Origin of the sequence: Halalkaliarchaeum desulfuricum, from assembly GCF_002952775.1 — an archaeon.
GTDB lineage: Archaea > Halobacteriota > Halobacteria > Halobacteriales > Haloferacaceae > Halalkaliarchaeum > Halalkaliarchaeum desulfuricum.
Map to the genome: position 1 here is coordinate 1,836,367 of NZ_CP025066.1, position 13,709 is coordinate 1,850,075.

A 13,709-nucleotide genomic window follows, 5' to 3' on the forward strand; every position below is an offset into this window, starting at 1 on the left:
CAGAACGACTCCCGTCGACCGACTAGTCAGTTGCCCGCGAACTGGCGTTCCCACTCGGAGATCCACTCCTCGAGTCCCCCGGCGAGTTCGTCGTAGCCGAACGTCACCGGTGTCGGGGGCTCGTGGGCGTACTGGGAGTACTCCTCGGGGAGTTCGGCGTCGTCGGTCGCCGGGAACTGGACGTTCCGCTGGGCGATCTCCCCCTGGACACCGGGCCGGAGCATGAACCCGAGGAACTCCCGTGCGAGGTCGGGGGCGTTGGCGTCGGCAAAGCGCGCCATCCCCTCGGGGTTGGCGTACCCCTCGTCGTCGAGGAACCTGATCTGGTGTTGATCGAGGTCGGCCCCCTCCTGGCTGGCGAACACCTGGTCCGTCGAGTAGGAGACCACCATCGGCGCCTCCCCGCCCATCCACGCCGAGTACGCGTCGTTCCACGAGCCGAGCACCCGGACGTCGTTCTCCTGGAGGTCCGCCCAGAAGTCGAGATAGTCGTCGCCGTAACGGTGAACCGTATGCAGCAGGAACGCCCGTCCGGTCGTCGACTGTCCCGGGTTCTGTGCGATCAGCTCCCCGCGGTGGTCCTCCTCGAGCAGACCGTCGAACGTCTCCGGGGCCTCGGTCTCCGTGGAGTCGTACACCAGGCTGATGTAGCCGGTGTCGTACGGGACCGCCCGTCCCTCGGGATCGAACTCCAGCCCGTCGCGGATCCGGTCGCGCCGCTCGAGGTCGCCGGGCCCGTCGAACAGCGGCTCCGAGAGCGCGCCGTCGACCCGGACCAGATCGTCCGCGTTCAACCCCACATAGACGTCCGCTTCGGTTTCCACGCCGGCATCGGCCCGCTCGATGTAGTAGTTCACGTCGTTCGGCGGAGTCTGCCAGATCAGCGTCGCGTCGAACTCCGACTCGAACGTCTCCTTGATCCACGCCCCGGGGCTCGTGCTCGGCGCGTCGACGAACGAGTCGTAGGTGCCGACTACGAGCGTGTCCGGGTCGTCCGATCCGGCGGTCGCACCCGGTTCCGTCTCGGTCCCGTCGCCGGGTTCTGTCGGCGTGTCGCCGCCGTTCGACTGTTCGGCGCTGCAGCCGGCCAGAAGCGCCGTCGCCCCCGCCGCGCCCGCCGTGGCGAGGAACCGCCGTCGCGTCGACGACTCGGTCGTGTGTGTTCCGTCGGTTCCGATCATCACTCAGTGATTTCACCCGGTTATACTTAAGGTCGGCGGCAGGGACGCGTTCGGGGGCGGCGGCAGGACGGTCGGCACGGAACCTGTCGCGTCTGTCGGATCTTCCGTCAGTCCTGGAGCCGGTTCCTGACGAACGACGCCAGCAGGGGAACGTCCCGGAGGTGCAGCAGCTTGGCAATCGCGCGTTTGTCGCCGCTGTTGGCGAGCGCGAGCGTGTCGGGATCCAGGTGGGCGAGATCCCGAAGGAGAGTGTCGTACCGTTCGTTCGGGGCGAAGTACATCAGTTCGGTCATCAGCAGGCGGGCGTCCATCCGGGGGGCGACCTCGCGGTGCCAGAGTTCTTCGTACAGGGAGATGTTCTCCGCGGAGGTGTCCTGCTCTTCCGGGGTGAGACAGTGATCGACGGTCATCGCGGCCGCCCGCGCCGAGCGCATCCCCTTGTGGATACCCTCCCCCCACAGCGGGTCGATTGAAGGGACGGTGTCGCCGATCGCTATGAAGTTGTCCGTGCTCAGCTCTCCGGGTGACTGGATATGCGCCGACCCCCGATGCTGTTTGCCTTCGATGGGCTCGGCGTCAGCAAATCGGGGGTCGGTGTCGATCCAGTGCTGGAGGTAGCCGTCGACTGTGCGGCGCTCGTCGCCGTACCGCTGGTAGCTCTCGTTTTGGATGTAACAGACGCCGACTTTCGCGGTGTTCTCGCCGGTGTGGAAGATCCACGAGTAGCCCCCCGGGGCGTACTCGTGGTCCAGACGGAGCATCATCGCGTCGTGAAGGTCGGCGTAGCCCTCGTGACCGAGCTGAAGCCCTTCGAGTTCGTATTCGATGCCGATCGCCTGGTGATCCCGCTGCAGGTCGCTTACCCCAAGCGCCTTCGCGAGTGGGGCCGACGGACCGGTCGCGTCGATAACGACGTCGCCGTACACCGTCTCGGTGCCGTTGTACTCGACGCCGACGATCTCGCCGTCTTCCATAACCGGACCCGACACCCGGGCATCGAACCGGTACTCCGCGCCGGCCTCTTGACCGTCCTCGACGAGGAACTGCTTGAAGTCGGCGAACTCCAGCACCGCGCCCGTCTGCTCTTGAATGAAATACTCGTTCGGGGATTCGATGACGACGGTGTCGGTGAACTGCATCACCACGTCGTCGGGAATCCCGAACGCTGTCAACATCGAGGGGAACGTTCCCCCGGTCGACTTGTTGCTCTGTCGCGGGAACCCATCCTCCGGCTCGGTTTCCAGAACGACGACGTCGAAACCCCGGTTCGCGAGGTCGCGCGCACACTGTGCGCCGGCCGGACCAGCCCCGGCGATTACGACGTCGTACCCGTCGTGCATGAGGCGTGAGTACGTGAGGATCGTAAAATAACCCGGGGAAACCCGACGGGAATCCTCGATAGTGTCATCCGACAGTCATTTTCTCGCGCCCCGGCTCTATCAGCCGGTCGAGATACTCCGCAAGCGCGCCTTTCGCGTCGGCTGGATGGAGTTCGCCCGATTCCAGGTCGCTCGCGAGGTCCTCGTAGGCGTCGTAGGTGAGGTCGCCCCCGTACTTCTCGGGGCGTTCGACGACGACCGACTCGAACCTGGGGAACACGTGGTACTGGAACAGTTCGAGGACGGGGTTCTCCCGCTCGTTGCCGACCTCGTCGGGGTCGGGATCCCGCGTCGGCGGACAGAAGGCGTCGTTGACCTTCCGCTCGATCTCCTCGCGGGTATCCTCCATCGAGATCGTCACGCCCGTCGAGGAGGACATCTTCCCGACGCCGGACCCGAGGTCGGCGATGATCGGCGTGTGCAAGCAGGGGCGCGCCTCGTAGCCCAGATCCTCGATCTCCTCGCGGTGGAGCATGTGGACCTTCCGCTGGTCCATGCCGCCGACCGCCAGATCCAGATCCAGGTACTCGATGTCCAGCGCCTGCATCAGCGGGTAGACGACGTGGCTCACCTTCGCGGTCTCGCCGCTTTGCAGCTCGGCCATCGCCCGCTGTGCTCGGTTGAGCGTCGTCGACAGTTCGAGTTCGTGGAGATCGAGCACGTACTCCTCGTCGAGCTGGAACTGTGACCCGTAGACGAATTCGGTGGTGTCGGGGTCGAGTCCGTACGCGAGGAACTGCTCGCGCATCCGCTCTGCGGTCTCGCGGATCTCCTCGAAGGTTCCCTTCCCGTTGAGGTAGGCGTGGACGTCCGCCAGCAGCACGACCACGTCCATGCCGACCTCCTGGAGGTCGATCAGCTTGTTGGCCGTCAGCATGTGGCCCAGATGGAGGACGCCGGACGGCTCGTACCCGACGTACGCCCGTGCTCCGTCCGGATCCGCGGCCAGCGCTTCGACCTCGTCTTCGGTGATCACCTCGTCGGCGTTCCGGGTGAGCAGTTCGTAGGCGTCCATACTCCCGAATCCGCGGGCGGCGGGATATGACTTCTGGATGCCGTCGGCACGCGACAGTTCTTTTAGGAAGATACTTCCCGCTCGCTCCCGGATTCAGTGACATGGCTCAATTCGTCGTGAGCGGTCGGTTCCAGACGAGAGAGGACAAACAGGCGTTCGAACGAGCGATCGACGCCGAAAACGAGTCGGTCGCCCGCGAGCACGTGTTCTCGCAGTTCGGCAGCGAGCACGGACTCAAGCGCATGCAGGTCGAAATCGAGGAGGTGCGCGCACAATGATGGGTGGCGGACAACAGCAGCTCCAGCAGCTCTCCCAGGAGCTCCAGATGATCGAAGGGGAGATCGAGGAGCTCGAAGGCGAGATCGAACGGATCAACCAGGAGAAAGCCGACATCGACGACGCGATGGAGGCGATCGAACTGCTCGAGAGCGACTCGACGGTGCAGGTCCCCCTCGGCGGCGGCGCGTACGTCCGGGCGGAGGTCCAGGACATCGACGAGATCATCGTCAAGATCGGCGCCGACTACGCGCTCGAACAGGACCAAGAGGAGGCAGCGGACGCCCTGGAGCTGAAAAAGGAGTCGCTCGACGACCAGATCGAGGAGGTCCGCGAGCAGATCAGCGAACTCGAAAGCGAGAGCGAACGGCTCGAGGCGCAGGCCCAGCAGATGCAACAGCAGATGCAACAACAGCAGATGCAGCAGATGCAGCAGGAAGGCCAGGACGAGTAGAGCCGTGTTCGACGGACTCAAAGACAAGCTGAACGGGTTCCGCGAGGACGTCGAAGACTCGGCCGAAGTCGAAGGGGAAGTTGAAGCGGATATCGAAGCGGGAGTCGAAGCGGACGTCGAAACGGAAGCGGAGGTAGAGGCCGAGGAGTCGGCCGACAGCACAGAGGCCGGACGCGCCGATCCGGAGGCGAGTGACGCCGAGTCGGAGGCGAGTGACGCCGACGAGGACAGCGACGGCCCCGGCACGTTCGCACGAGCGAAGGCGTTCGCGACCGGCCGGATCATCATCGAGGAGGAGGATCTCGAGGAGCCGCTGTGGGAGCTCGAGATGGCGCTTCTGGAAAGCGACGTGGAGATGAGCGTCGCGGAACGGATCCTCGAGAACGTCCGGGAGAACATGCTCGGCGAGACGAGAAAGCAGGTCGAGACGACCGGCGAACTCGTCGAATCGGCGCTGCAGGACGCCCTGCTCGACGTCATCTCGGTGGGGCAGTTCGACTTCCAGCGCCGGATCGAGGGGGCCGAACCACCGGTAGTGATCGTCTTCACCGGCGTCAACGGCGTCGGAAAGACCACGAGCATCGCGAAGCTCTCGGAGTGGCTCGCAGACCGGGGCTACTCGTCGGTGCTCGCCAACGGCGACACCTATCGGGCGGGTGCAAACGAGCAGATATCCGAGCACGCCGATCGGCTCGGTCGGAAGCTGATCAGCCACGAGCAGGGCGGCGACCCCGCCGCGGTCATCTACGACGGCGTGGAGTACGCGAAAGCCAACGACGTCGACATCGTGCTGGGCGACACCGCCGGACGGCTCCACACCAGCGACGACCTGATGTCACAGCTGGAGAAGATCGATCGGGTCGTGGACCCGGACCTGACGCTGTTCGTCGACGAGGCGGTCGCCGGACAGGACGCGGTCCAGCGCGCGAAACAGTTCAACGAGGCCGCCGAGATCGACGGGACGATCCTCACGAAGGCCGACGCCGACTCCTCGGGCGGGGCGGCGATCTCGATCGCGTACGTCACCGGCAAGCCGATCCTCTTTCTGGGAACCGGCCAGGAGTACGACGACCTCGAGCGGTTCGATCCAGAAGAGCTCGTGGATCGGCTGGTCGGAGAGTAGGATCCACCGCGTTCCACGTCGAGTTCGGTTCCTTCGGCTGCCAGGAGTTCGTTTTCAGTCAGCAGCGCCCGGTGCGACCTGCCCGCCGAGCATCTCCCGGAGGTCGGCCTGCGGCTCCCCGATCGGCTGGAGGCCGTACTCGGCGTTCAGCGCTTCCACCAGCTCCGGGGTGAGGAACTCCGGAATCGACGGGCCAAGCCGGATGTCCTCGACACCCAGCGAGAGCAGTCCCAACAGGACCGCGACCGCCTTCTGTTCGAACCACGAGAGCACGATGCTCACCGGCAGGTCGTTCACCCCGCAGTCGAGTTCCTCCGCGAGGGCGGTGGCGATCCGGACCGTCGAGTAGGAGTTGTTACACTGTCCCTGATCGAGGAACCGCGGGATCTCTGTCCCCGGGACGGTGCCGAACTCGAGATCGTTGAACCGGAACTTCCCGCAGGAGGTGGTCATCACGATGCAGTCTTCGGGGATCGATTTCACGAGTTCGCGGTAGTAATCCCGGCCGGGGGTGGGGGCGTCACACCCCGCGACAACGAAGACGTGCCGCAGTTTGCCCTCTTCGATCGCTTCGAGGATCTCGTCGGCCAGCTCCAGGACCGGCTGGTGGTGAAACCCGGTGGTCACGGTTCCGGTCGGCTCCCAGTCGACTGCAGGCAGCGACTTCGCCGTCTCGATCACGGGCGTGAAGTCGCCGTCCTCGATCGACTCGGCCTCCTCGAGCCCGGCGACGCCGGTGGTGAAAAAGCGGTCCTCGTACGCCTCGCGGGTGGGCTGGACGCAGTTGCTCGTGCCGACGATCGCCCCCGGGAAGTCGACGAACAGGGTGCGCTGGTCGTGCCAGGCGCCGCCGACGTTGCCCTTCAGGTGGTCGTACTTCGAGAGTTCGGGGTACGCGTGGGCGGGCAGCATCTCCGAGTGGGTGTACACCGATACGCCTTCGCCCTCGGACTGCTCGAGCAGTTGCTTGAGGTCGTGGAGGTCGTGGCCGGTCACCAGGATCGCGTTCCCTTCGACCCCGTTTTGCGGGACTTCAGTGGGTTCGGGGACGCCGAGCTCGTTCGTGTGCGCCTCGTCGAGCAGCTCCATCGCGGAGACCGCCGCCTCGCCCACCTCGAGGGCCTGTTCGAGTGTCTCCTCGGGGTCGAAGTTCACGTTCGTCAGTGTCGAGTACAGCGCCTCGTGGACCGCGGCGTCGACCTCCGGATCCGCATACCCCAGCCGCCGTGCGTGGGTGGCGTACGCCGAGACACCTTTGAGACCGTAAACAGTCAGATCCTGGATCCCCTGGATGTCGGGCTCTTTGCCACACACGCCGCGGGTCGTACAGCCGTCGTCGGGCGTCTGCTCGCACTGGTTACAGAACATCGTATTCGGACCGAGGGATGCCGACACCAAAACGCCGGCCGAGATTCCTGCCGTCGGATACCGGTCCCCGAACGCGTTCGGGTCGAGTATAAAAACTCTGTGCGCCGGAGTGGCACGATCACTGGACGTCCGACTGCAACCCGATCGGTCCGGTCAGTTCCTCGACGAACGCCTCGATGACCGTCCCCTCGGCGCGCTGGAGCGTCTCGCTGCAGGTCGACTTCGCGAGGCCGACCTCCTCGGCGAGTTCGGTCAAAGAGCACCGTCTGGGCGTCTCGTAGTAGCCCCGTTCGACCGCGGTCAAAAGCAGATCCCGCTGGGCCTCCGTGAGCAGTTCCTCCGGGCGCGGATCGTCGCGGATGTACTCGACCCGGTACTCGACGCCGGCGCCGTCGAACTCCTCGAACAACGCCGCCAGCCGGTCGGCGGCGCCGCTAACCTCAAGGGTGACCTCCCCGTCGCTGATGCGCACCGGGAAGTCGATCAACACCCCCGATGTCTGGGCCGATAACACGAGCATCGGCGTCCGTGTCTCGATCTGGACTGTCACCTGCCCCGTTGACTCGTGGACCAGTTCCGCTTCGAGGATTCCGGGATGGGATTCGATCGCCGGGACGATTTCGTCCGGATCGTCGGCATAGACGGTGATCAGGGCGATCCCCGAATCGTCCGAGGGAACGGCCGACAGCACACACACCGTCGCGTCCGGATACCGTTCGGTCACCTCCGAGACCCACACCCCATCGGGCATGTCCAGTACGATCCGTACCCTGCTCATCGCTCTAGCGTTCCCTCGGAGCCGTCGATCTCGCCGTTCCGTTCGCCGTCGATCTCGCTGTTCCGTTCGCCGTCGATCCGTTCTTGCCACTCCTGAACTTTCGCCATCAGTTCGACCGGCGGCGTCTCGTTGACGTCCGTCTCCGAGAGCTCTTCGAGCACATCGTCGGCGCCGGGTGGGAGCTCCGGAATGTCTTCTCGGTCCGCCACCGCGGTCCGTCCGTCCAGCTCGTGATCGTCGTCGGATCGCCCGGAGCCACCGTCGCCCGACCGGAACGACCCCGACGAGAGATCGAACACTGCCTGGATCGGTTCGGTAGCCTCCTGCTCCCGTCCGTCGCCGGATTCGTCACTCCCGCCGCCGGAGCCTCGCGCCTCGATCGCCTTCTCCTCGCGGAGCCGCCCGAGCACCTCGTCGGCCCGGGAGACGACCGGCTCCGGAACCCCGGCCAGGTCGGCCACGTGGATGCCGTAGGAACGATCGGTTGGGCCCTCCCGGATCGTTCGGAGGAACGTCACGTCGCCGTCGCGCTCCTCGGCGGCGACGTGCACGTTCTCCACTCGGGGGAGATGCTCCGCCAGCGTCGTCAGCTCGTGGTAGTGGGTCGCAAACAGCGTCTTCGCGCCGATCTCGTTGTGGAGGTACTCGGTGGCGGCCCAGGCGATCGAGATCCCGTCGTAGGTGGCGGTCCCGCGGCCGACCTCGTCGAGGATCACGAGCGAGTTCTCGGTCGCCGAGTGAAGGATGTTCGACAGCTCCTGCATCTCCACCATGAACGTCGAGCGCCCCTCTGCGAGTTCGTCCAGCGCCCCCACGCGGGTGTAGATCCCGTCGACGACGCCGACGGTTGCCTCCCGGGCGGGGACGAAGCTGCCGGCCTGCGCGAGCAGGGCGATCAGCGCGGCCTGGCGCATGTACGTCGACTTCCCGCTCATGTTCGGCCCGGTGACCAAAAGGAACCGCCGGCGTTCGTCCATCGCGAGGTCGTTCGGGACGAACTCGGTGGACTGCTCGACAACCGGGTGTCGGCCCGCCTCGATCGACAGCTCGTCGCCGTCGGTGACGGTCGGGCGAGTCCAGCCGTTGACGGCGGCATGCTCCGCGAGCGCGGCGAAGACGTCGACGGCCGCAATCGCGCGACCGACGTCCTGCAGCAGTTCCGCCCGGCCGGCGACACGTTCCCGAAGTTCACAGAACAGTTCGTGTTCCAGATCGCCACGGGCCTCCTCCAGCCGGAGCACCTCCCGCTCCCGCTCTTCGAGCTCGTCGGTGGTGAACCGCTTCGAGTTCTTCAGCGTCTTCACTTCGCGGTAGTGTTCCGGCACCCGATCGGCGACGGACTTGCCGACCTGGATGTAGTAGCCGTCGGTCTTGTTCCGGTCGACGGTGACGTGCGAGAGCCCGTGCCGCTTCCGCTCCCGGTCGGCCAGCCCGTCGAGCCACTCCCGAACCGCCTCGTGGCGTTCGATGACCTCGTCGAGTTCCTCGTCGTACCCCCGCCGGAACAGCCCGCCCTGGGTGACCGAGTCGGGGGGATCCTCCGCGAGCGCCTCGGCGAGTTCTTTCCGCACTCCACGGACGGTTTCGAGATCGAGCCCGCGCAGCGTCTCGGCGATCGGCGACGCCTCGAGTTCGGTGCCATCGATCGCCTCCAGCAGCCGGTGGGGCACTGCGAGCGTGTCCCGGACCGAAAGCAGGTCGCGGGCGTCGGCGCTGCCGTTGGCCGCCCGGGAGCCGAGCCGTTCGAGATCGGCCGCCTCCCCGAGGACGTCCCGGACCTGATCCCGCGCGAGCGCCGCCGACGCGAACGCTTCGACTGCATCGAGCCGGCGGCCGATCTCCGCCCGGTCCCGGCGCGGGCGGGCGAGCCACTCCCGGAGCAGCCGGCGGCCGGGCGTCGTGACCGTGTGATCGACCGTGGCGAACAGCGACCCCTCCCGGTTCCCCTGCATCGTCTCGGCGAGTTCGAGGTTGCGCTGGGTGGTCGCGTCGAGAGCGACGTGATCGCCGGGCTCGTAGGCCTGAAGCCGGGTCATCGCGGCGGTCACGCCGGCGCCGGTTTCCTCGGCGTAGCCGACGACGGCGCCGGCGGCCCGGATCGCGAGCGTCGACTCGAGCCCGATCGCCTCCGGCGTCGACGATCCGAACTGTTCGCGGACGGCGTGGCGGGCCCGCCCCGGCGCGAACAGCTCCGCCTCCGGCAGCGACAGCGTCGCGTCGGTTTCCTCCCGGATCGCCGACAGCATCGGCTCGTCGGTCCGAACCGCCGGGCCGGGGATCACCTCCGCGGGGCCGAACCGGTGCAGCTCCGCACGGGCGGCGTCCCGGTCCTCGACGGCGGTCGCGGTGAACCGGCCCGTCGTCACGTCCGCGAACGCGAGTCCGTACGCAGTGTCCGTTTCTGCGCTGCGATCGCCGGAGTCTGTGGCCTCGCGGTCGGCGACGATCGCGGCGAGATACTGTGCGTCCGCGTCGTGGGTGCCGAGGAACGTCCCCGGGGTGACGACCTTCGTGATCTCCCGTGCGTGACCGCCGCCGTCGGTTTCGTACTGATCGGCGACGGCGACGCGGTAGCCCTTCTCGACCAGCGCCTTCAGGTACGGAGAAAGCTCCGACAGCGGCACGCCCGCCATCGGGTACGACGAGCCGTGGGAGGACTTCTGGGAAACCTTCAGGTCCAGCTCGCGGCCGACGAACTCGGCGTCCTCGGCGAAGAACTCGTAGAAGTCGCCACACTGCATCGCGAGCAGGTCCGCGTCGGTCTCCTCTTTCAGCGAGAGGAACTCGCCGACGATCCCGTCAGTCATACCCGTTCGTCGGGCGGGCGGGCGGTAAAACGCTGTGGGTCCGTCCCGGCGCGACCGATTCAGGTGTAGAGATCTGTCCTCATCTCCCACATTTATACCCCGCCACGTCGACCCCACTGACATGGCTTTCCACGAGATGGACGTCGACACGATCTGGCTGAACGGAGAGTTCGTGGACTGGGAGGACGCCACCACCCACGTTCTCACCCACGCGCTCCACTACGGGACGGGCGTGTTCGAGGGGGTTCGCTGTTACGACACCGAAAACGGCCCGGCGATCTTCCGGTGGGACGAGCATCTCGACCGGCTGTACGACTCCGCGAAGCCGTACGAACTCGATATCGGTCACAGCCACGAGGAGCTGAGTGAGGCGACGCTGGAACTCCTCCGCCGCGAGGGGCTCGAGAGCTGTTACATCCGGCCGATCGCGTACTACGGCTACCACTCGCTGGGCGTCTCGCCGGGAGACTGTCCCACTGACGTCGCGATCGCCGCCTGGCCGTGGGGGACGTATCTCGGCGAGGAGGCGCTCGAAAACGGCGTCGACGTGATGGTCTCCTCCTGGCGGAAACACGCCTCCTCACAGATTCCGACGAACGTGAAGACGACCGGGCTGTACGTGAACTCGATGCTCGCCGGCGAGGAGGCCCGGCGGAACGGCTACGTCGAGGCGATCGTGCTCAACAAGGAGGGCAACGTCGCCGAGGGCCCCGGCGAGAACCTCTTTATGGTGAACGACGGCGAGATCTTCACCACCGGCCCCGCCCAGAGCATTCTCGAGGGGATCACCCGGGACACGGTGATCACGCTCGCCGAGGAGCTCGGATACACCGTCCACGACGAGGCGGTGATCTCCCGGGGGCAGCTGTACACCGCAGACGAACTGTTCTTCACCGGCTCCGCCGCCGAGGTCACCCCGATCCGCAAGGTGGACAACGTCGAGATCGGCGCCGGCACCCGGGGGCCGGTCACCGAGGAGATCCAGGGGGCGTTCTTCGATCTCGTCGAGCGGAAGACCGACGCTCACGACGACTGGTTCACCTATGTCTAGGCGGATCGCATCCTTCGACTGGAAGGACGGAGCTAGAATACGCCGAACACGAACGCGAATCCGACCAGCACCAGGACGACCGCGGTGAGCGTCGGCAGATACGGCGTGTACTGTTCGATGCGCTCGCGGTGGGTTTGATAGCCCGCGATCAAAAGCAGCGTCGGGGCGAGGATCGCCAGGATCACCGCCCCCGAGTAGACCAGCATCAACTCGAGACAGAACTCGGTGCCCGCACAGATCGCGAGGATCTGGAGCGGCTCCTCGTGGGCGAAGCCCAACACGAGCGCGGTCGTTCCGAGGGTGGCGAGCCCGCCTTCCGCGTGACTCTCGTCGAGGTGGGCGTGGCCGCCGTTCCCGCCGGGGAGTCGATCTCGGATCCGAGCCAGCGGCCCGGGTTCGTCCTGGTCGTGGTCGTGGTCGTGGTCGTGGTTGTGGTCGTGGTCGTGTTCGTGGTTGTGGTCGTGGTCGTGGTCGTGTTCGTGGTTGTGGTCGTGGTCGCCGTGCCCGTCGCTCAGGTATTCGTGAACACCGAGCAGGATCAGCATCGTCCCGGCGAGCGGTTTCATGTACGGCCCCTCCGCGAACTCGGCGAACCGGCTCACCGAAAAGTACGCGACGACGAGTGCCACGCTACTTATCAGGTGACCGATACCGAGCACCAGCCCGGCGATCGTCCCCTGGATCCACTTTCGTGGTCGATCGAGGGCGTAGGCTGCGGCGATCGGCCAGCCGTGATCCGGCAACACGCCGTGGAGCACACCGAGCACCACGACGCCGACGACGAGCTCTACGTCCACGACTGTAACTGCCAGTCGACAGGTGAAGTGGATTGTTACTACGTGATTGTCGAAACCGTATTACGCGATAGCTGGAAATCCGGGACCCGATGGCGAACAGTATATGCCTCTCCGGGGCGCAGCCACCGGACATGCGAACCAGTTTGACGGTCCCCGAGGAGCTTCTCGAGGAGTTCGACGACACCTGGCAGTCGGAGGGGATCGACTCCCGGTCCCGGGCGATCCGGCAGGCGATGTCCGAGTACGTCCAGCGTCACCACGCGCTCGAGGCGACAGACGGGCGAGTCACCGGCGCGATCGTCACCGACTACGACCACCACGCCGCCGTCGACCGGATGTACGAACTCCAGCACGAGTACGACGACGCGATCATCTCGACCAGCCACGCCCACCAGGGCGACTGGTGTCTGGAGACGCTGTTCGTCGACGGCGACGCCGCTCGGATACGGGAACTCGTCTACCGGCTCAAGAACTTCGACGGCGTCCGGCGCGTCCGGACCATGATGCTTTGAACGCACTGTTTCCCCTGCGACCGAGGGAACACGCCCGTTTCCGCTATCGACTGTCCGATTCTCGGCGGTCCGACTCTCGGCGGTCCGACTCTCGGCGGTCCGATTCTCGGCGGTCCGACTCTCGGCGGTCCGACTCTCGGCTGCTCGATTCGTCTGACCGCCTCCCGTCGCGATCGGTGTTTCGTCGGTTGCCGTCAGTGGTCCGGCTGCCGGTGGCTCGCCCCTCGTCGTCGGCGTCGTCGCTCGAGTGGTCCCGCTGGCCGACGTCGATTCTAGTGTGGTCGGCGCCGTCGGTCGACTCGTCGAGAACGTCCTCCTCGTCCTCGACGGGGATCTGGTGTGGCGACTCCGCGAAACCGGCCGAGAGGATCCGCGTGAGCGCCTCCTCGGTGGTTTCGCCGGTGTGGTCGATCCGCTCGGGCTCGACCTCGATCACGAACCCGGAGGTGATGTTCGGTGCGGTCGGCATGAACAGCACGACCTTCCCGTCCCGGGTTCGCTTGCCCGTTTTGAAGGCGGTCATCCGGATCCCGGCCCAGGTTTCGAGATACACCGGCGCCTGGAGGTCTTCCGTGCCCGAGAGGGCGGTTTCCACGGCGAGCTTCGAGGCGTTGTAGACGACCCGCAGGGCGGGCAGCCTGTTCATGAAGTCGTCGATCTCCTCTTCGGCGACGCGTCCGAGCGTCGTCCGCATGAAGTAGCCCGCCGCGAGCACCACTGTCGTGAACACCGTAAGCGCGATGACCGTTCTGGCGACCGGGACGAGGCTCGGCGGAACGCCGATGGCGACCAGTTCGATCGTGCCGATCAGCGGCACCCCGGCGACCTGCCGGTAGATCCACCTGAGGACGACGAGCACCACGAGCAGCGGAACCAGAAGGATCAGCCCGCTCGCGAAGTCGCGTTTCCAGGTGGCCATCACCCCTGATTCGGTCGGGACGGCATAAGGTACTTTCGAGAGACGACAC

12 protein-coding genes and 1 pseudogene are annotated in these 13,709 nt (G+C 66.1%); 5 read left to right on the top strand and 8 right to left on the bottom strand.

What is annotated here, in order from left to right; genetic code table 11:
* Positions 1–26 precede the first annotated feature (26 nt).
* The 3 genes from AArcSl_RS09155 to AArcSl_RS09165 form a co-directional block, all read right to left on the bottom strand.
* Positions 27–1,181 (bottom strand): thiamine ABC transporter substrate-binding protein, encoded by a 1,155-nt coding sequence (locus tag AArcSl_RS09155; RefSeq protein WP_119818026.1) that lies wholly within the window; start codon positions 1,179–1,181, stop codon positions 27–29.
* A gap of 107 nt (positions 1,182–1,288) precedes the next feature.
* The gene (locus tag AArcSl_RS09160) at positions 1,289–2,521 is read right to left on the bottom strand and encodes a digeranylgeranylglycerophospholipid reductase (protein ID WP_119818029.1); all 1,233 of its coding nucleotides are present in this window, start codon (positions 2,519–2,521) and stop codon (positions 1,289–1,291) included.
* 64 nt (positions 2,522–2,585) lie between these two features.
* Positions 2,586–3,575, bottom strand: coding sequence for a tyrosine--tRNA ligase (locus tag AArcSl_RS09165; protein WP_119818032.1), 990 nt, complete (start codon positions 3,573–3,575; stop codon positions 2,586–2,588).
* A gap of 101 nt (positions 3,576–3,676) precedes the next feature.
* Between AArcSl_RS09165 and rpl18a the strand changes: the two genes are divergently transcribed.
* Genes rpl18a through ftsY form a run of 3 tightly spaced genes read left to right on the top strand, consistent with a single transcriptional unit; the run spans position 3,677 to position 5,428 of the window.
* Positions 3,677–3,853 carry a 50S ribosomal protein L18Ae gene (gene rpl18a / locus AArcSl_RS09170; protein WP_119818035.1) on the top strand — a complete coding sequence of 59 codons (177 nt, stop codon included), beginning with the start codon at positions 3,677–3,679 and terminating at the stop codon, positions 3,851–3,853.
* Positions 3,853–4,305 carry a prefoldin subunit alpha gene (gene pfdA / locus AArcSl_RS09175; RefSeq protein WP_119818038.1) on the top strand — a complete coding sequence of 151 codons (453 nt, stop codon included), beginning with the start codon at positions 3,853–3,855 and terminating at the stop codon, positions 4,303–4,305. Before rpl18a ends, pfdA begins: the two co-directional genes overlap by 1 nt.
* 4 nt (positions 4,306–4,309) lie before the next feature.
* Positions 4,310–5,428, top strand: coding sequence for a signal recognition particle-docking protein FtsY (gene ftsY / locus AArcSl_RS09180; protein ID WP_119818041.1), 1,119 nt, complete (start codon positions 4,310–4,312; stop codon positions 5,426–5,428).
* A 54-nt stretch (positions 5,429–5,482) separates the two neighbouring features.
* On the opposite strand, the gene hcp is transcribed toward ftsY, so the two are convergent.
* The 3 genes from hcp to mutS form a co-directional block, all read right to left on the bottom strand.
* Positions 5,483–6,796 (bottom strand): hydroxylamine reductase, encoded by a 1,314-nt coding sequence (hcp, locus tag AArcSl_RS09185; RefSeq protein ID WP_119818044.1) that lies wholly within the window; start codon positions 6,794–6,796, stop codon positions 5,483–5,485.
* Positions 6,797–6,914: 118 nt separating this feature from the next.
* The gene (locus tag AArcSl_RS09190; RefSeq protein WP_119818047.1) at positions 6,915–7,574 is read right to left on the bottom strand and encodes a helix-turn-helix domain-containing protein; all 660 of its coding nucleotides are present in this window, start codon (positions 7,572–7,574) and stop codon (positions 6,915–6,917) included.
* Positions 7,571–10,381: a DNA mismatch repair protein MutS gene (gene mutS / locus AArcSl_RS09195; RefSeq protein ID WP_119818050.1), complete on the bottom strand. Its 2,811-nt coding sequence runs from the start codon at positions 10,379–10,381 to the stop codon at positions 7,571–7,573. The genes AArcSl_RS09190 and mutS overlap by 4 nt, the downstream gene beginning before the upstream one ends.
* A 121-nt stretch (positions 10,382–10,502) precedes the next feature.
* Between mutS and AArcSl_RS09200 the strand changes: the two genes are divergently transcribed.
* Positions 10,503–11,432 (top strand): branched-chain amino acid transaminase, encoded by a 930-nt coding sequence (locus tag AArcSl_RS09200; RefSeq protein WP_119818053.1) that lies wholly within the window; start codon positions 10,503–10,505, stop codon positions 11,430–11,432.
* Between the two features lie 32 nt (positions 11,433–11,464).
* On the opposite strand, the gene AArcSl_RS17095 is transcribed toward AArcSl_RS09200, so the two are convergent.
* Positions 11,465–12,229 (bottom strand): ABC transporter permease, encoded by a 765-nt coding sequence (locus tag AArcSl_RS17095; protein ID WP_193588458.1) that lies wholly within the window; start codon positions 12,227–12,229, stop codon positions 11,465–11,467.
* 131 nt (positions 12,230–12,360) lie between these two features.
* On the opposite strand from AArcSl_RS17095, the gene AArcSl_RS09210 reads away from it, so the two are divergent.
* The gene (locus AArcSl_RS09210) at positions 12,361–12,741 is read left to right on the top strand and encodes a CopG family ribbon-helix-helix protein (RefSeq protein ID WP_119818057.1); all 381 of its coding nucleotides are present in this window, start codon (positions 12,361–12,363) and stop codon (positions 12,739–12,741) included.
* 220 nt (positions 12,742–12,961) lie between these two features.
* Here the strand turns inward: AArcSl_RS09210 and AArcSl_RS09215 are convergent.
* Positions 12,962–13,660 (bottom strand): annotated as a pseudogene (locus tag AArcSl_RS09215) (DUF502 domain-containing protein); the annotation flags it as partial.
* Positions 13,661–13,709: the final 49 nt, after the last annotated feature.